Genomic DNA, 16,969 nt, shown 5'->3' on the forward strand with positions numbered 1-16,969 from the left:
AGAAGCCCCGCCTGCACCCGCCTGCACACTCACGTCATATCCCAGCTTGATCAGCTGGGCGACGGTAGAGGGGGTCGCAGCGACCCGCGTCTCACCCTCAGCCGTCTCAGCAACAACTCCGATACGCACAGCGGTCTCCTTCGACACACGATTTTTCTTGGGGGGCGGATGCCCGTGGTTACCAGGGAATGAGGCCGTGCTCAGGGTCGTTCTCTTCGCTGACGAACGTGCCCGTTGGGCCGTCAGGGCCCAGCAGGGCCAGTTTCGCTACACGGGCTGCTGCGATGTCGACCGCGCCGGTTCCGTGATACCGCGTGAAATCCGTTGCGGTGAACCCGGGGTCGACCGCGTTCACCTTGAAAGGCGTATCGCGCAATTCACTGGCCAGAATGATGGTGTACATGTTCTGCGCTGCCTTCGATGAAGCGTACACGGCGGGCTTGTTGCCGTAGTACTGCCACGAGGGGTCGCTGTGCAGCGTGAGAGATCCGACGCTGGAAGAAACGTTGACGATGCGGGGCGCAGGCGACTTCTTCAGCAGGTCGAGGAATGCCTGGGTGACGCGCACAACACCCAGAACGTTGACGTTGTACACGAGTGTGAATTTCTCGATGGTGGCTTCTGTCGCCGTCTGCGGCCGATCACCGCTGATGCCGGCGTTATTGATGAGAACGTCAAGCACATCTGTCTTCTGACCGATCGTGACGCGAGCTGCCGCCACGGAATCAGCATCGGTCACGTCGAGCTGCACGGCTTCAACAGCGGTCAGCCCTTCATCGTGCAATTTTTGCACTGCCTCCTCGCCACTCTGCAGAGTTCGCGAGCCGATAAACACGTGAAAGCCCTCTCGAACGAGTTCGCGCGCGGTCCATAACCCGATGCTGCGATTGCCGCCGGTAATCAGTGCGGTCTTCATGACAATGGTCTCCCTCGACTTCTTCACACGGTGAACATAGCGGCAGGGTCGCCACCAGAACCGCGAAAACTTTACTCTAATAGTATCAATTGATACTATCGTCTTGCTCTGAACTGCAGTGACCAGACCCGGTTCGGGCGATCAGGTCAGCGCAGATTTTCCGTCAAGAAACGGAAGCGACACTCTGACGTCGCGCTCCTCGAGGAGCTCAGAAACGCGCCCGAGAACTCGAATGAACTTCTGCCGCTCGTCGAGCGATAGCTCGTCGAGCAGAGCCGCGGTTTCCGCGTGTGCGGGAATCAACTCTGTTGTCACAAGCTCCTCGCCCTCGGCCGTCAACTCGACGAGCGTCACTCGCCCGTCACTCGGGTGAGGGCTGCGGCGAACGAGGCCTTCTCGTACGAGTCCGTCGACGATCACCGTCATGCTCCGCTTCGAGAGATCGTTCACTGCACCGAATTGAGCCATTCCGATGGGCGCACCGTGCTTGTAGAGGCCTACGAGCAGGCCTGCTCGCCCGATGGTCATGCGCGGGTAACGCTCCACTCGTGAACGCGACCATTGTTTCAGACCCTTAGAGACAGCGATGAACTCCGCCATCACGTCAAGACCAGATGGCGCAGCGTCTTCTGCAGCAGGTTCATTCATTGAGCGTCATTATAGGTTGACGATCGACAGACTGACGAGCCGCTCTCGTGGCCACTATGGCATGAGCAACACCTTGCCTGTCGTCTGACGCGCTTCGATGGCACGGTGTGCGGCGGCCGCATCGGAAAGGTCGTACGGAGCATCCACGAGAATATCGAGGTGCCCCCCTGCGAGCAGATCAAAGCACGCCTGGGCTCGATACTCGATCTCGTGCGGCTCGCGAACGTGGTCGTTGACCCGCGGGAAGGTGAAGAACAACGAACGTTCTCTGAGCGGCGCGAGCGGAATCGAATCGATACCGCCGCCTGACGTTCCGTACAGCACGTAGGTGCCGCGTTGTTTGACAGAGCGGATGCTGGCATTCAGTGTCGGCGTACCCGTACCGTCGAAAACCACGTCGACGCCGCCCGAGATATCCATGACCTGGCGCGCCAGCTGCGAGAGATCGGGGTCTCGCACGGCATCAGCCACGAAGACGTGGTCGGCACCGGCGGCGCGCGCGATCTCGCATTTGGCCGGCGTGGAGGCGACCGCGAGCACTGTACCGCCCGCGTGCTTGATCATCTGGGTGATGAGCCGCCCGGTGCCACCCGCAGCGGCATGCACAAGGGCCACGGTTGACGCTGTGACCGGATACACGGCAGACGTCAGATAGTACGCCGTGACGCCTTGGCCCAAAATGGCGGCGGCCAACGTGTCATCGACCCCGTCGGGAACCCTGATGACGTGGTTCGCCGGCAGAACGACTCGCTCGGCATAACTCGCCCGGCCCGTGAACCACGACACGCGCGCACCGAGCAATGTCGGGTCTGCCTTCGACCCCACCTCTACGACGACTCCGGTGCCCTCGACACCCGGCACAAAAGGCAACGGCACCGGGTAGAGGCCCCGGCGCTGCTGAATATCGAGAAAGTTCACCCCGGCATAGGTGACGGCGACGAGCACGTCACTCTCGCCGACCTGCGGGTCTTCGACGTCACGCAGACGAAGAACGTCTGGAGCACCGGTTTCGTGAATGCTTACTGCGCGCATGTGTTGTCCTGAAGGTGAGTGCCAGCGATTGAATGCTCCGGATGCCCGTTGCCATCCGCCCGGGCAGAACGCCGATCATCCACCAAGGTACGCTTCCTGAACGCTCTCAGAGGCACGCAGTTCGGCACCGGTGCCGCGCGCCACCACCCGCCCCCGCTGCAGCACGATGGCATTGTCGGCCACGCGCAACGCACGATCGACGAACTGCTCGATCAACAGAATCGCCGCGCCCGTCTGGGTTGCAATGAGCCCGACCAGTCGAAGCACCTCATCGACCAGCAACGGGCTCAGACCCAACGATGGTTCGTCGAGAATCAAGTAGCGGGGGTTCGCTGCTGCAGCACGCATCATGGCGACCATCTGCTGCTCGCCGCCCGACAGCAGACCGGCACGGCGGTGCGTCAACTCTTTGATGGCGGGAAACGACTCCATCATGGTGGCGACGAGTTCGCGCCCCTTGGCCTTGCCCGAGCCCGCAGCGGTCGAACCGAGCGCAATGTTCTCGGCCACAGTGAGCGACCCGAACAGGCGCCTGCCTTCCGGCACAAGCGTGATGCCGTGACGCGCTCTCGCGTTGGCCTCTAGTCGGGTGATCGACTTTCCGTCGAGCTCGAGATCTCCCGACTGCAAACGAAGACTGCCGGCGAGAGTCTTGGCCAGAGTCGATTTGCCAGCCCCGTTGGCCCCGACCACGGCCAGCACAGTTCCTGGCACCAGCTCGATCGAGATCTCGTGGAGGGCGGCGATCTTGCCGTACCCCGAAGTGAGTTCTTTCGCAACAAGACTCATGCTATTGGCTCCACAACGCTCGATTTCGGTTCACTTGTGATCTCTGCTGCGATGGATCCCAAATAGGCCCGCATGACTCGCTTATCAGACAAGACCTCGTCGGGCAGCCCCGACGCCAGCACCTGACCAGAAGCAAGACAGACAATGCGGCCGGCCGTGCGGCGCACCAACGGCATGTCGTGTTCCACGATGAGAATCGCGAGCCCTTCGTCACGAAGTCGCAGCAGAAGCGTCGAGAGCGTCGCAGCCTCGCTGGCGTTCAGACCAGCCGCCGGCTCGTCGAGAATCAGCACCTCTGGTGACGATGCGATCGCCCGGGCCAACTCCACGCCTCGCTGCCGCCCATATGACAGGTCGCCGGCCCGTAGTTCCGCCAGTTCTAGCAGACCGACACGCTCGAGCGCGTGCTGCGCGGCTGCGAGATCTGCTTCCCCCTGGCGATGCGCAGAGGGCCCACCGAAGATTCCGCGAAACCACGATTGCGTGCCCAGGCTCTTCGACCCCGCCAGCACATTCTCGATCACCGAGCGATCGAGCAAGAGAATCGGGGCTTGAAAGGTTCGCGCGATGCCCCCACGACGACGCAGGTGAGCGGGAACACTCTTCAGGTCACGACCATTCAACGTTATGGTGCCGCGATCAGGCGTGTACACCCCCGAGATCATGTTGGCGACAGTCGATTTGCCCGCGCCGTTAGGGCCAATGAGGGCAAGAATCTCACCGGCATCAACGGAGAGCGAAACGTCGGTGACAGCCCGAATACCACCGAATGAGAGACCGACACCGCTGATCGAGAGCACGGCGCCTGCACGTACCTCCTTATCAGCACTGCGCTCTTCGGTATTTCGTTCCTCTATATATGGAGGTTCGTCGATCGGCGCCGGTTGTTGCTCAGCGCTCGGAAGATGCTGTTCTGTGCGGCCGCGGCGCTTGGCCGATCGATTCGCAAAGACGCGCGACACCGTGCCGACGATACCCTCGCGCATGAAAATGATGAGAAGAATGAGAATCACGCCGATGATGCCCTGAGAAGACAGATACCACTGATGACTGATCGCCTTCTGTTCCCACTTCACGAAGTTGGTGACATACGGCGAGGTCTGCAGCCAGAGGATGATCGCCGTACCGACCAGCGGACCAAGCACGGTGCCATTGCCGCCGAGAATCGCCATCACCAAGAGGTTGATGCTGAGAACGAAGACGAACGACTCGGGCTGCAAATGCCCGAACAGCAAAGCGTACTCGACACCGGCCATACCTGCCAGGGCGCTGGCCAGGGCGAACACAGAGATCTTGCGCCACAACACATTGATGCCCAGGTGCGCCGCCAGAAGCTCACTTTCTTTAATGGTGAGAAGCGACAGCCCCCACTTCGAGCGCATCAGGCGTCGCGCTCCGATGAGGGTCAGAACGAGCACCCCGAGAAGCACGGCGACGAGGGTGGGCGCCTGACCGGCAGAAAGCGGAGGCGTCAGCGAGATGCCGAACACCTGCACTACGGGCAGAGAAGACGTGCCGTTCTGCTCTGAGTTCGGGTAGCCGGCGAATTGGCCGAACACCGGTAGCTGTGAAATCAGAACATAGACGATCGTCGCGCCGAAGAGCGTGACGATCACGAGCTGGGGGCCACGCAATCGGCCCGTGGCCCAGGCGATGATTCCGCCGAGAACCGCGCATGCCGCCACTGCGACGAGCACAGCCAGCCAGGTGGGCCAGCCGTATTGCATGCGCAGGTACGACATCGTATAGGCCCCGATGGCGACGAATGCACCCTGGCCGAGCGAAGGCATACCGGCGCGACCGACCAAGAACGTGATGCCGACCACGGCCAAGGTCAGTGCCGCCACCTGGCCGATGAGCTGAGCCTGCGAGAGGGCAGATCCCGCGCCGGAGCTGACCGTCAGATAGAAGACAACGGCCAGAATCGTCAAACCGCCAGCGAAGGCAAAACCCTTGAGTCGTGTCTTGTTGAATGTCGCCACTTTACTCACACTTTCTCCAGAGCCCGTTTGCCGAATATGCCCTGCGGGCGAAGCACCAGCACGAGAATCACGAGAATCAGACCCGAGACCTGCCCTATCGCTGAACCGAAGATGTAGCTCGACAACTGCGTCACGACACCGAATATCGCACCGCCGACCAGAACACCGCCTATCGACGTGAAGCTGCTGATGATGGCGGCGCCGAACGACGCAAGCAGAAGCGGGCTGCCGAGCGCTGGCGACACGCCCACTTGGGCGCTCCAAAGCACGGCACCGATGCTGACGCCGATCATTCCCACCGCGTAGCTCCCGATGCGAATCCGATTGGTGCGAATTCCCATGAGTTCGGCGGTGCCTCGATCTTCGGCCACCGCGCGCATGCGCAGGCCGATACCGGTATAGCGCGAAGCCAGTTCGATGATGCCGATGATCGAGACAGACACCACCCCGATCAGAATCAACTGATTCGAGAGCGTCACATCTCCGATGGTGAGGGTGCCCGGAATAGTGGCATAGCCGAGCCGGTGAACTTGCCCACCTTGGCTGTTCAAGATGAGGTCATCGAAGACCAGGCCGAGCGCCACCAGACTCAGGATCCACCGGATGTCGTGCTCCGATGACCCTGAGAATGGTGCGACACCCACTCTGAACAGCACCGCGCCGAAGGCCGTCGCCAGAATCGCCACGATCGCGATTCGCCCTGGCGTGGTGAGCCAATCGAACGGTGCCAGCGCCAGCGCAAGGAACGCGGATGCACTCATCACCGACGCGACAGCGAAGTTGATCGTTCGAGTCGTCATGTAGGCAAGAACAGCCGACTGTGCGATGAGTGCGTAAAGCGAGCCTATGAGCAGGCCGGTGAGTATCTGCTGCAGCATTTCTTATCCTTGAGGTACAGAACCGGTTGAGATCAGGTTGCCGTTCGGGTCGAGGGCCTGAAGAAACCACTTCGAGGGGTCTGCATCGAACAAGTCGTGATCTGTGGGAGAGAACGGGGTGCCGAAGTCCACACCGAGCGACGAGAAGTCGGTGATGTCTTCCATGGCCTTGCGCACGGCCTCGTAGTTCGTGGCGCTGCCGACCTTGGCGACCGCGGCCATGTAGAGCTGCACGGCCGCGTAGGTGTTGGCAACCGTCGACAGACGCGACGGCGGCGAGCCGTATTTCGCTTTGTATTCAGCCGCGAGGTCTTGCACCGGCTTCGAGGTCAAGTCGCGGGAATCGACGATCTTCAGGTTTGCCCAATCCGACGGCGATGCGACATTCGAGTACTCCGGTCCTTCAGCTTGACCGGTGGCGACCATCGGGTTGGGCTTGTAGTTCGCGTCTGAGATCGCCTTGGTGACCGCAGCGATATCTGCACCGTTCGACATCGTGATGTAGAGCGAGTTGACGCCGGCGTCTTTCAGACGCTGGATGGCGCCGGAGACGTCGGGGGCGCCCGCAGCCAGAGGTTCAACCGCCAGGTCTTTGCCGGCCTTCTGAGCGTAGGCCTGCATCGAAGCCAGACTCGACTGCCCGAAGGCGTCTGTCGAGTAGATCAGGCCCACCTTGGCATTGTTCGCGTAAAGGTATTGTCCGACTACATTCGCCGCCATGGCATTGGAGTTGATGGTGCGAAAGAGCCAGTTCGGCTGAATCGACATGTCGACGAGGTTGTCGGCACTCGAGCTCGGGCTCAGCCACGGGCGACCGGTTGACTGGACCACACTCGCTATCTGAAGGGCCGAGCCAGAAGTCGCCGGCCCGAGAAGAACGTCGATCTTGTCGTCGTTGAGCATCGTCTGCACCGCTCGCGATGCCACGGCCGGGTCACTCTGGTCGTCGACAACCTCATCGGTGAAGTTGATGTTGTACTTCTTGCTGAAGTCATCTGCGGCGAGCTCGTACCCGCGCTGCAGCTCTCCCACGCCGGCAAAAGCGGCGTATGCACCGGTCTGCGGCCCGAGAATTCCCATCTTGACGGGAATGCCGCCGGGATTTCCGGTGCTCGACGCCGAATCGTCTGAGCTGCCCGCCGAGCAACCAGCCAGAGTCAACGCCGCCGTGAGCGTGACTGCTGCGAGCAAAATCGTTCTCTTCGGTCTGATGTATGACCGTGTTCGTGCGCTATGAAGCTTCATTGCTTACGCCTTCCGTTTGCGGTTCTGATGCAAGTCCTTGCACTAAACGGCGGCAGTCTCCGGACTCCCGGCACCCTTGCCGTCGTTTCCCATCTAAGGGCAGGCCAAATACGAAGTCAATAGATTAGAGTCACATTTGTCTATTAGTTTGATCACGCTTTCTCGAGTTGCTCACTCTTGACCTAAGACACGATATCGTTCACTATTAAGCACACATCTGCATATTCGTAAAGGAGCGAGAATGTTCACCATCGGTCTCGAAGAGCACTTCGTCACGCCAGACCTCGTGAAGTATGGGGCGGCCGCAGCAGACATCGCCCAGCCGAAAGCGTGGGCAGACGCCTCACGGAGACTGCTCGACGTATTCGACGAGCGGCTCGCTCTCATGGACGAGACCGGTCTCGACGTGCAAGTGCTCTCGCTGAACTCCCCCGGCCTTCAGGCCGAAGCAGACGCACCCACGGCCGTGCGCCACATGCGTGAGGTCAACGACTTTCTCGCGGGAGCGATTGCCGATCATCCCACCCGTTTCGGCGGCTTCGCGGCGCTCGCCCTGCAAGACCCGAATGCGGCGGCCGACGAACTCGAGCGCACTGTGACTGAGCTCGGCATGAGCGGAGCGCTCGTGAACGCTCACACCCAAGGCCGGTACCTCGACGACCCCGCCTACGACGTGGTGTGGGAGCGGGCCGAGCAACTCGACGTGCCACTGTACCTGCACCCGGCGAACGGCGTCGACTTCGCAGACGTGTTGACCGGGCATCCTGAGCTCATCGGCCCCATGTGGAGCTGGGGTCTCGACACGTCATCACACGTGCTGCGGCTCATCTTCGGCGGCGTCTTCGACCGACACCCGAACGCGAAACTGCTGCTCGGGCACATGGGCGAAGCTCTGCCGTACGTGCTCTGGCGGCTGGACTCGCGCTGGGGCTTTCACAACCACCGCGGAATCGAGCTCGCGCTCGGAAACCCGTCGGAATACCTCAAGCGCCACCTCTATGTCACCACCAGCGGCGTCTGCGACAACGCGCCATTGCGCTGTGCCATCGACGCTATGGGCATCGACCACGTGCTGTTCGCCACCGACTACCCCTTCGAAGAAATGGGAACCGCGACCGAGTTCATCGAGACGGCTGCGCTCACCGACGCCGAGCGCGCCGCCATCTCGCATGAAAACGCAGCGCGACTGCTGCGCATCGCTGTACCCGCGGCCGAGGGCCGTGCCTGATCTGCCAGACCGAACTATCACCAACAGAACCATGAGAACGGAGAAACCATGACCATCGAGGCATCTCAGGCCGTCGTCGAAGATGACGCGGCCGCCAGTATCACCGTGAAGCACTGGATCGGCGGCGAGTTCGTCGACTCGGCCCGCACCGGAACGAGCATCAGCCCGGCTACGGGCAAAAAGATCGGCACCTTCGCCGACGCCGACACCGCGACCGGCCAGGCCGCGATCGACGCGGCCGCGCGCGCGTTCGCCGAAACGAGCTGGAAGATCGACGCGATGGTGCGAGCGACCGCGCTCTCTCACCTCGCCGACGCCTACGACGCCCGCATCGGCGAGGTCGCCGACACGCTCTGCCGCGAGAACGGCAAGCTGGCAGGCGAAGCCGCCTTCGAAGCGCATTTCATTCCGCGAGCGCTGCGATTCGCGGCCGGGCTCGCGGTTCAGCCGCACGGCCGCGCCACCGACACACTGCCTGGCCAGCAGGCTATCTCGATTCGTCAGGCGGTCGGCGTCGCCGGCCTCATCGCGCCGTGGAATTCACCCGCTTACCTCTCGATTCGCGCCCTGGCGCCTGCTCTCGCCGCGGGTTGTGCCGTGGTGCTCAAGCTGCCACACCAGGCCGCGCAGAGCGGCGCGCTGCTCAGCGAGATCTTCGCCAGCGTGCCCGAGTTTCCCGCCGGAATTGTGAACGTCGTCATCGAGTCTGGCTCCGATGTGGCTCAGCTGCTCGTGTCGTCGCCGCAGGTACCGGTCGTCAGCTACACCGGCAGCACAGCGACCGGCAGAATCATCGCACGCAACGCCGCCGAGAACTTCAAGCGCGTTGGTCTCGAGCTGGGCGGCAAGACGCCGCACCTCGTGTTCGCCGATGCTGACATCGACGTGGCGGTGGGTACTGCGGTCGCCTCATCCGTGGTGTTTGCGGGCCAGTTCTGCATGACGGGAAGCCGCATTCTGGTTCAGCGCGAAATCGCTGAGGAGTACATCCAGAAGCTCGCGGGTGCCCTCTCATCGATCAAGGCCGGCCCCGCGTCTGACCCCGAGAGCCAGATCGGCCCGATGATCGACACCGGCTCGGTAGCGCGCGTCGACCGGCTGGTAGAAGAAGCCGTCGCGGCAGGCGCCGAAGTGATCGTGCGCGGCGGCCCCAGTGACGACCCTGCTCTGGCCGGCGGAGCGTTCTACCTGCCCGCGCTGCTGAAGGTCACCGACGGCACGCTGCCAATCGTTCAAGAAGAGACCTTCGGCCCCGTGCAGACCGTGCAGATCTTCGACACCGAAGAAGAAGCGATCGCCCTGGCGAACGACTCCAAGTACGGTCTGAGCGCCAGCATCTGGAGCCGCGACATCGACCGGCCGATGCGAGTTTCGCGTCGACTCGACGCTGGCCTCATCTCGATCAACAGCTGGGCGAACCTGTCGATCGAGTTCGAAGAGGGCGGATACAAGGCCAGCGGCCTCGGGCGCCTCGGCGGTTCTGCAAGCATCGAAGACTTTCTCGAGTACAAGCAGATCACTCAGAACTACATCCCGCAGCCGCACTGAACGTAGAGCGAGTGGATGCCTCGTGCCGAATCACCGGTGCGAGGCATCCACTTTTCTCTGCCGTCTGCACCCGCCGCCCGCTACACCGCTGCCTTAACAGACGGATGCCGGCTCCCCACTATGGAGCCGGCATCCGTCTTTCTGCGTGCTGGTCAGACCCGCATCAGCCCGCCGTCGCAGACAACGGTCTGACCCGTCATGAAGGCACTGTCGTCGCTGGAGAGAAAGCAGACCGTGCCCACGATGTCTTCGGCAACACCGGCACGCTTTATGGCTTGCATTCCGGCCACGCTGTCGATGATCTCATCGCCGATGAACTTATGACCGCCCGGTGTGCGCGAGGCTGTCGGGCACACCGCGTTCACGGTGATGCCGTAGGGTGCGAGGTCGGTCGCGAGTGACCGCGTGAAACCCACGACGGCACCCTTGGCCGACATGTACGCCACCATCTGCGGAACCGCGAGCCCGAGGGAGTTCGAGGCGAGGTTCACAATGCGGCCCCAGCCGTTCTCGCGCATCGAGCGCATGACGGCGGTGGCCATCAGAAACTGGGTGTCGGTGTTGATGGCGAACGTCTGCCGCCATTTCGCGTAATCGAGATCGAAGATGTCGATGAACGGAAACGCGCCCGCATTGTTGATAAGAATGTCGACGCGACCGGTGAACCCGATCATGTCGGGAGTGATATCTGCGACCTGCTCCGGGTCTGAGATGTCGGCCTGTAGCGCGATGGCACGGCGACCGGTCTCCCGCACCGCGGCTGCGGTCTCATCGGCCGAATTGATATCGACGGCGATGATGTCGGCGCCGCGACGCGCGAGTTCGAGAGCGATAGCGGTACCGAAACCGCCTGCCGCACCGGTCACGACCGCGGTGCGGCCGACATGCGAGTCTGTAGTAGTCAAGGTGTTTCCTTTCACGAGGGATCAGCGACAGCGCCGACGGCGTCTACTGGGGTCGGGCGGAGCAAGCTCGTGACCCGGTACAGCTCACCGAGCGTCTGAATGGCAGCGGCAGTGAGAAGTTCGTCGGCGTCGATCGTTCCATCGGCGCGTACCTTCTGCGGGGCGAAAGCGATGTTCACCGATTCGAAGATGGGTACCATCCGCAGCGTCGTGACGACCTGCTTGAGCTGTTGTACAGCTCGCGTGCCGGCACCGATGCCGCCGTAGCTGACGAAGCTCACGGCTTTGTCGGCCCACTCGTGGCACAGAAAATCGAGCGCATTCTTGAGCACCGCGTTATAGCCGTAGTTGTACTCGGGCGTCACGAACACGAAGGCATCCGCTCGGTCGATCGTCGCACTCCAGCCTTTGGTGTGCTGGTGCTCGTATTGCCGGAGTCTCGGATGCTTCGGCTCATCGACGAACGGAAGCCGCACCTCGGCGAGGTCGACCTTTTCGACATCGAATCGATCATCTTGGATGGCCAGATCGGCGAACCAGTCGGCGAAACTACCGCCGATGCGGCCGGGGCGGCTGCTGGCGACGATGACCTGCAGAAGGGGCCTGGTGTAGCTCACAGTACAACCACGTTCTTTCCGCTGCCGACGCTGCTTTCCATGTCGCGATGTGCCTGCACCAGGTTGTCGAACTCGTACACTCCACGCAGCGGCATCTTCAGCTCGCCCGACTCCACAGCGCGAATGAACTCCGTGAACACGTCGAGCGGCAACGGGCCCAGCACGCCGCTCTCGTATCGCGTGAGATGCACGCCGTACGGCAAAAAGTTCAGCACATTGAAGTCGGGAATGATGATTTCTCTGGCCAGCACTCCAGAGAAACAGACGACCCCATTGATCCTCACGGCACGCAAGGTGTCGTGCAGCGTCACCGTGCCAATGAGTTCGAGCGCGGAGTCGACGCCGTCGGGTAAGACCGCGCGAACCTGCGACGCGATGTCGCCGTCATCGAGCAGGGGGTAGTCCACCCCGTAAGCCTCGAGGTCGGAGAGCTTGGCTTCGCTTCGGGATGTCGCGAACACGGTCATCCCGATTCGCTTTGCCAGTGCAGCAGCAGCCATGCCCACACCAGATGTGCCGCCACGGATCAGAATGGAACCACCCGGCTGCAGGTTCATCAACTGCAGCGAACCGTATGCCGTCTTCAGAATCTGCGGCATGGCCGCAAGAGTCGACCACTCGAGGGTGGTCTCAAAGGCCAGAACGCTCGTGACGGGCACCAAGGCGTACTCCGCGTAGGCGCCATCGAATTGGCGACCCATGCCCTCGCCGTTGAACACCGCGACCTTCTGGCCGGGCTGAAACTCGCCGCCCGGGGCTTCGACGACAACGCCCACAGCCTCGTCGCCCAGAATTCTCGGCAGCGGAACCACATTGCCGCCGAGGTTCAGACCGAACCCAGACCGGGTCGACACCTCACCTCGGTTGAGACCGAACGCCTTCACCTGAATGAGCACCCACCCTGGCTTTGCGGCAGGAATCGGCACCTCTCGGTAGACGAGCACATCGGGGGAACCAGGCCGCTCGAGAACAGCCGCACGCATTGTTGAAGTCTCAGACAAGACAACAACTCCTTTCGTTGTTACCTGTCGAATCAAATAAAGGGGGTACCCGCGAGAAACGGCCCGCCGTCGGAGTCTTTGGTCAGAAGGTATGACCCGACCGACTCGTACTGGCTCTCGACGACCTGGAAATGGTTCGACGCCGTGGCAATGTCTCTAAAAGCGCGTTCGAGCAGGGTTCCCTTATAAAGAGCGCTGGTGCCCGCAAGCTGAAAGATGAGTTCGATGGCCTCACGGCTCGAGCGAACGGCGAAGATGTTCGCCTGACGCAGCGCGACATCGTGCTCGAGCGGTGTCTTCTCGGTATTTTCGACCGCCACGAGGGCAGCATCGACCGCGCTGTACAACAAGGCGCGAGCTGCACGCACCAGCGCGTCGGCCTTGGCGAAGGCGATCCGGTGGCTCTGGCTATGACCCATCGGCGCAGACACCGGGGCCGCGGAGTTCACGGGCGCGACCCACGGCTTCGACGAGACGAGGTGAGCGAACTCGTCGAGTGCCGATTGTGCCACGCCGAGTGCATGCACGCCGTGGCACAGCACCGCGAGCGACCGAACGCGGTAGGCCGGAGCGTCGGTCGTCACTGCCAGAAACTCTTCTCGCACGTGATCGGCCGGCACGAAGAGGTCGGTGACCTCGATGTCGTCGCTGCCAGTGCCGCGCAGACCCAGGCCATCCCAGGTCGGGTACAGCGTGCTGTTCGTGGCCGGCCAGGTAGCGAGAATCATCTTGACTCCCCCGTCTGGTGTAGCCACCGGGCCATGCTCGCCCATGACGAGGGATGCCCCGCCGTGCCAGGTCGAGAAGGGCGAGCTGCTCGAGAATGACCAGCGACCCGATACGCGATAACCACCTTCGACCGGAATCGCACGACCCCGTGGCACCCCGTTGATGGCGAACGAGAGACGCCCGCCCACGATCTCGCGAAAGCGCCGGGTTTGCTCGGGGGTCCATGACAGCATTCGCACGTTCGACCCTACGATGAAGGCCAACCAGCCGGCGGAGCCGTTGATGTACGAGATCTCTTCGATTGCTCGCAGCCAATCCACTGGGTCGAAGTCTGACCCCGTCAACTCTGCCGGCAGCCAGGCGTCGAAGATGCCAGCATCTTCGAAGGCCTGAACGAGGTCTTCGGGAATCACGGCCCGCTCGAGATCGGCGGAACTCGCCTTGATCACGGGCGCGAGCGCCTCAACCGAAGAGAGAAAAGTATGTTGAGTCTTGACGGGGACTGTCGCATGTGACACCGATGGCTCCTCACTGAGCATTTTTGGAAGGGGTCCGAATGTCCCGAAAGTCAGAATAAGACTCGCCTTGAACGAAAGTCAAGGCTTTAGGCACATTTTTGTTCCCTAGCTCATGGAGCCAACTTTAGTCGAGCCGGCTACGACTCCACTGCTTTTACGACGCCACCCCTTTCGACAGAATCACGAGGAGTGATGACCGGCAGAATTATCTCATCGATGATGGCGACCACCTCGGACTGATCAATCTGGCCGTGCCGGTTGTATTCGCTGGTCACCAACCACGACCCCATCAGCAAGACCCGTTCGTTGACGACATCAGGGTCGACCTCACCACGTTCTACGCCGGCCTCGAACGCCTGCAGCGTCATCGCCTCGTGGGGTCGCAAGAGCATCCGCTCAACCAACTCGTAGAGCTCTGGGCGAGTCGTGCGGTGCGCCAACACGAGCAGCATGGCGCGCCCATGGGGGCGATCGAGGCTCTCGGCCAGGTGCGACAGCAGCTCGATGAGATCATCACGAATGTTGCCCTTGTCAGGGAAGACCGGGTCGCCGTACCCGACAACCGGATCAGCCAAGGCAGCCATCAGCAGCTCATCTGGCGTCGACCATCTGCGGTAAAGCGAAGCTTTGCCCGTGCCCGTCGCAGCCGCGAGTTTGTCGAAGGTCAGATTCTCGAAGCCGTTGTTGACCAGATCTGTGAGCGTCGTCTCATAGATGGCCTGCAGCAGTTTTCCGCCTCGCCGCCGGGTCGCCTTCGGTGCATCGGTAGTGATGGAAGTCGCCGTCGCCACTGTTCGCCTCGCTCAATAGGTTTCAGCTGATTCGGTGTGCCCACCAGGCACCGACCACGCTGACGTTCGTGAAAATCGAATCTACCAGCAGCGATTCAGTATTGATTGAGGAAAATAGAGAACAATTTTGTGTCTAAAGTCTTGACTTCGGCAGTGCCTCGACCTACTGTCGGCTGGAGAAGCAACCGCAAGAAAGGGCTGAACCATGACCACGATCACTCCTCGCGAGCTACGAGATAGCTTGGGACACTACGCCTCTGGCGTGACCATCATCACCGGAACCGATGACGACGGGCCGATCGGCTTCACCTGCCAGTCGTTCTACAGCGTCTCTCTTGAACCGCCACTGATTTCGTTCAGCGTAATGAAAACGTCGACGAGCTACCCCCGCATTCGTGAGACCGGGCGATTCTGCGTCAATATTCTCGCCGAAGACCAACACGAATTGTCGAACATCTTCGCGCGTCGCGGCACCGACAAGTGGGCCGGCCTCGACTGGCAGGTCTCAGAGATGGGAAACCCCGTGCTCGAGGGCACCCTGCTGTGGGTCGACTGCGAATTGCAAGACGAATACGAGGCCGGCGATCACTACATAGTGGTGGGCAGAGTAGTAGAGCTGGGCGCACTCGATGCGTATGGGCGGCAGCCTCTCGTCTTCTTCAAGGGCACCTACAGCCAGCTGCATGTGGACCACTAGTTCGCTCATAGTGAACATTGCTGATCTCTAATAAAGAACGATGTTGTTCACTTGACGTCATCGCATCGCGCGATCTAGCATGGGGCGACAACGTAGAGAACGAGGATGTTCATGCCCAAGATCGAGATCATCGACATTAACCAGATTCCGCCGGTGGAGGTCACCCGCTGGGATATTGTCGGTAGCCAATTCAACCGCCACATCGCAGGCGCCGAGCGCACCGGCACGCCAGACGTGCTGGTCGATGTGGTCACTTTTCCACCCGGATTCGTTCACCGCATGCACCGTCACCCGCACGCCGACCAGTTTCTGGTGCCGCTGACGGGCGCGGTCTTCTTCGAGACCGTTCCACAGGGCGATGAGGCCGTCGAAATCGGAGTCGGGCAGATTCTGATTGTGCCCCGCGATGGCTGGCACGAGGTCAGCAACCGCGGCGATGTGGATTGCCAAGTACTGCACTTCTTCGGCGGCGCAGGGCGCATGGAAGAAGTGGGCTTCGAGCCCCTCGTACCCGAGCAGCAGTGACGCACGTCAATCCGACTAACACGTGGAGACGTGAGTCTTCCGCAACGATGGAGCAAAGAACATGCGTATAGCAGTAATGGGTCTGGGGTTCATGGGCAGCGCCTTCGCCGGGCGCTTTCTCGAGACCGGCACCGAAGTGCAAGGCTGGAATCGCACGCCGGGCAAGGCTGACGGGCTCGTCGCCGAAGGGCTGACCGAGCTCGCCTCGCCCGACGCTGTCGCCGACGACACCGACGCCATCTTCGTGTCGGTGTCTGATGACAAGAGCGTGCTCGCGCTCGCCGTTCCCGAGGGCAACCCTCGCTCAGCCTGGGCGGGTAGATACATCGTGGTCACCTCGACGGTATCGGCCGACGCTTACGCGAAACTCGTCGAAGCCTATGGAGATCGTTTTCTTGCGTCACCCGTGCTCGCCGCACCCGCCGCAGTGCGAAAAGGCGCGGCCATTCTGTTGCTCGCCGGGTCACAGGGCGCCCGCACAGACCTCGCCCCGCTCTGGGAGCAGTTCTCGACAGTGCTTGATCTGGGTGAGACGCCGGCAACGGCATCCATCATCAAATTGCTCAACACACACATGATGCTGGCCAACGTCGCCGTCTACGCAGAAACCGTCAGAATCGGTCGCGAGGCCGGCGTCGACGACAAAGCCTTGGCGCAGATGTTCGACGCGTCGCCGACGGTACCCGAAGGCGGCCTGCGTGCGCGGCTGGAAGGGTTCTTCGACCCCGACCACAAGGGCTGGTTCTCGAGCCCGCTGGCCGCAAAAGATCTCGGTCTCACCCTGGCGCTCGCGTCGAGCGATAGCACCTTCCCTGTAACGGCCGCCGCGCGCGACTCGTACCTGCAGGTCGCGAAAGAAGGCTGGGCAGATGTCGACATCACCGGCATCGTCGAATACGGCAACCCCCGCGTTTAAGCGC

At 61.7% G+C, this 16,969-nt stretch carries 18 protein-coding genes; 5 read left to right on the forward strand and 13 right to left on the reverse strand.

All coding sequences use genetic code 11. The features are described 5' to 3' along the window. From IEX24_RS19875 to IEX24_RS15170, 8 genes are all read right to left on the reverse strand, one after another. A partial coding sequence (locus IEX24_RS19875) for a hypothetical protein (protein ID WP_444545396.1) occupies positions 1 to 147 on the reverse strand: 147 nt, incomplete at its 3' end. 31 nt (positions 148 to 178) lie between these two features. After that, the gene (locus IEX24_RS15140) at positions 179 to 916 is read right to left on the reverse strand and encodes an SDR family oxidoreductase (protein ID WP_188679708.1); all 738 of its coding nucleotides are present in this window, start codon (positions 914 to 916) and stop codon (positions 179 to 181) included. Positions 917 to 1,057: 141 nt separating this feature from the next. Continuing rightward, entirely contained in the window at positions 1,058 to 1,564 is a 507-nt protein-coding gene (locus IEX24_RS15145; protein ID WP_188679710.1) for a MarR family winged helix-turn-helix transcriptional regulator, read from the reverse strand. A gap of 54 nt (positions 1,565 to 1,618) precedes the next feature. Continuing rightward, positions 1,619 to 2,596 carry a quinone oxidoreductase family protein gene (locus tag IEX24_RS15150; protein ID WP_188679712.1) on the reverse strand — a complete coding sequence of 326 codons (978 nt, stop codon included), beginning with the start codon at positions 2,594 to 2,596 and terminating at the stop codon, positions 1,619 to 1,621. Between the two features lie 75 nt (positions 2,597 to 2,671). Further along, positions 2,672 to 3,385 (reverse strand): ABC transporter ATP-binding protein, encoded by a 714-nt coding sequence (locus IEX24_RS15155; protein ID WP_188679714.1) that lies wholly within the window; start codon positions 3,383 to 3,385, stop codon positions 2,672 to 2,674. Beyond that, entirely contained in the window at positions 3,382 to 5,367 is a 1,986-nt protein-coding gene (locus tag IEX24_RS15160; RefSeq protein WP_188679716.1) for a branched-chain amino acid ABC transporter ATP-binding protein/permease, read from the reverse strand. The genes IEX24_RS15155 and IEX24_RS15160 overlap by 4 nt, the downstream gene beginning before the upstream one ends. Positions 5,368 to 5,372: 5 nt before the next feature. Beyond that, positions 5,373 to 6,245, reverse strand: coding sequence for a branched-chain amino acid ABC transporter permease (locus IEX24_RS15165; protein ID WP_188679718.1), 873 nt, complete (start codon positions 6,243 to 6,245; stop codon positions 5,373 to 5,375). A gap of 3 nt (positions 6,246 to 6,248) precedes the next feature. Further along, positions 6,249 to 7,436, reverse strand: coding sequence for an ABC transporter substrate-binding protein (locus IEX24_RS15170; protein WP_188679720.1), 1,188 nt, complete (start codon positions 7,434 to 7,436; stop codon positions 6,249 to 6,251). A gap of 295 nt (positions 7,437 to 7,731) precedes the next feature. Between IEX24_RS15170 and IEX24_RS15175 the strand changes: the two genes are divergently transcribed. Both IEX24_RS15175 and IEX24_RS15180 read left to right on the forward strand, forming a co-directional pair. Then, entirely contained in the window at positions 7,732 to 8,718 is a 987-nt protein-coding gene (locus IEX24_RS15175) for an amidohydrolase family protein (protein ID WP_188679722.1), read from the forward strand. A gap of 48 nt (positions 8,719 to 8,766) precedes the next feature. Continuing rightward, a complete protein-coding gene (locus IEX24_RS15180; RefSeq protein WP_188679724.1) occupies positions 8,767 to 10,266 on the forward strand; it encodes an aldehyde dehydrogenase family protein in 1,500 nt (499 codons plus the stop codon). A gap of 152 nt (positions 10,267 to 10,418) precedes the next feature. On the opposite strand, the gene IEX24_RS15185 is transcribed toward IEX24_RS15180, so the two are convergent. The 5 genes from IEX24_RS15185 to IEX24_RS15205 form a co-directional block, all read right to left on the reverse strand. Beyond that, the gene (locus IEX24_RS15185; RefSeq protein WP_188679726.1) at positions 10,419 to 11,171 is read right to left on the reverse strand and encodes an SDR family NAD(P)-dependent oxidoreductase; all 753 of its coding nucleotides are present in this window, start codon (positions 11,169 to 11,171) and stop codon (positions 10,419 to 10,421) included. Between the two features lie 11 nt (positions 11,172 to 11,182). Continuing rightward, entirely contained in the window at positions 11,183 to 11,788 is a 606-nt protein-coding gene (locus tag IEX24_RS15190; RefSeq protein ID WP_188679728.1) for an NADPH-dependent FMN reductase, read from the reverse strand. After that, entirely contained in the window at positions 11,785 to 12,789 is a 1,005-nt protein-coding gene (locus IEX24_RS15195; protein ID WP_229715394.1) for a zinc-binding dehydrogenase, read from the reverse strand. The genes IEX24_RS15190 and IEX24_RS15195 overlap by 4 nt, the downstream gene beginning before the upstream one ends. Before the next feature lie 32 nt (positions 12,790 to 12,821). After that, positions 12,822 to 14,036, reverse strand: a complete 1,215-nt coding sequence (locus IEX24_RS15200) for an acyl-CoA dehydrogenase family protein (protein ID WP_188679730.1) — start codon at positions 14,034 to 14,036, stop codon at positions 12,822 to 12,824. Between the two features lie 137 nt (positions 14,037 to 14,173). Next, the gene (locus IEX24_RS15205; RefSeq protein WP_188679731.1) at positions 14,174 to 14,827 is read right to left on the reverse strand and encodes a TetR/AcrR family transcriptional regulator; all 654 of its coding nucleotides are present in this window, start codon (positions 14,825 to 14,827) and stop codon (positions 14,174 to 14,176) included. Between the two features lie 205 nt (positions 14,828 to 15,032). On the opposite strand from IEX24_RS15205, the gene IEX24_RS15210 reads away from it, so the two are divergent. The 3 genes from IEX24_RS15210 to IEX24_RS15220 all read left to right on the forward strand — a co-directional run bounded on the left by IEX24_RS15210 (position 15,033) and on the right by IEX24_RS15220 (position 16,965). After that, positions 15,033 to 15,524, forward strand: a complete 492-nt coding sequence (locus tag IEX24_RS15210; protein ID WP_188679733.1) for a flavin reductase family protein — start codon at positions 15,033 to 15,035, stop codon at positions 15,522 to 15,524. 111 nt (positions 15,525 to 15,635) lie between these two features. After that, positions 15,636 to 16,049: a cupin domain-containing protein gene (locus tag IEX24_RS15215; RefSeq protein WP_188679735.1), complete on the forward strand. Its 414-nt coding sequence runs from the start codon at positions 15,636 to 15,638 to the stop codon at positions 16,047 to 16,049. A 61-nt stretch (positions 16,050 to 16,110) separates the two neighbouring features. Further along, a complete protein-coding gene (locus IEX24_RS15220) occupies positions 16,111 to 16,965 on the forward strand; it encodes an NAD(P)-dependent oxidoreductase (RefSeq protein ID WP_188679737.1) in 855 nt (284 codons plus the stop codon). The last annotated feature ends 4 nt before the right edge of the window (positions 16,966 to 16,969 follow it).

Source organism: Subtercola lobariae (assembly GCF_014640255.1).
Classification (GTDB): Bacteria; Actinomycetota; Actinomycetes; order Actinomycetales; family Microbacteriaceae; genus Subtercola; species Subtercola lobariae.

Bases quoted from the DNA above. Each gene is read 5' to 3' on its own strand.
- IEX24_RS15140 (WP_188679708.1), bottom strand. From the start codon at position 916: ATGAAGACCGCACTGATTACCGGCGGCAATCGCAGCATCGGGTTATGG.
- IEX24_RS15145 (WP_188679710.1), bottom strand. From the start codon at position 1,564: ATGAATGAACCTGCTGCAGAAGACGCTGCGCCATCTGGTCTTGACGTG.
- IEX24_RS15150 (WP_188679712.1), bottom strand. From the start codon at position 2,596: ATGCGCGCAGTAAGCATTCACGAAACCGGTGCTCCAGACGTTCTTCGT.
- IEX24_RS15155 (WP_188679714.1), bottom strand. From the start codon at position 3,385: ATGAGTCTTGTTGCGAAAGAACTCACTTCGGGGTACGGCAAGATCGCC.
- IEX24_RS15165 (WP_188679718.1), bottom strand. From the start codon at position 6,245: ATGCTGCAGCAGATACTCACCGGCCTGCTCATAGGCTCGCTTTACGCA.
- IEX24_RS15175 (WP_188679722.1), top strand. From the start codon at position 7,732: ATGTTCACCATCGGTCTCGAAGAGCACTTCGTCACGCCAGACCTCGTG.
- IEX24_RS15180 (WP_188679724.1), top strand. From the start codon at position 8,767: ATGACCATCGAGGCATCTCAGGCCGTCGTCGAAGATGACGCGGCCGCC.
- IEX24_RS15210 (WP_188679733.1), top strand. From the start codon at position 15,033: ATGACCACGATCACTCCTCGCGAGCTACGAGATAGCTTGGGACACTAC.
- IEX24_RS15215 (WP_188679735.1), top strand. From the start codon at position 15,636: ATGCCCAAGATCGAGATCATCGACATTAACCAGATTCCGCCGGTGGAG.
- IEX24_RS15220 (WP_188679737.1), top strand. From the start codon at position 16,111: ATGCGTATAGCAGTAATGGGTCTGGGGTTCATGGGCAGCGCCTTCGCC.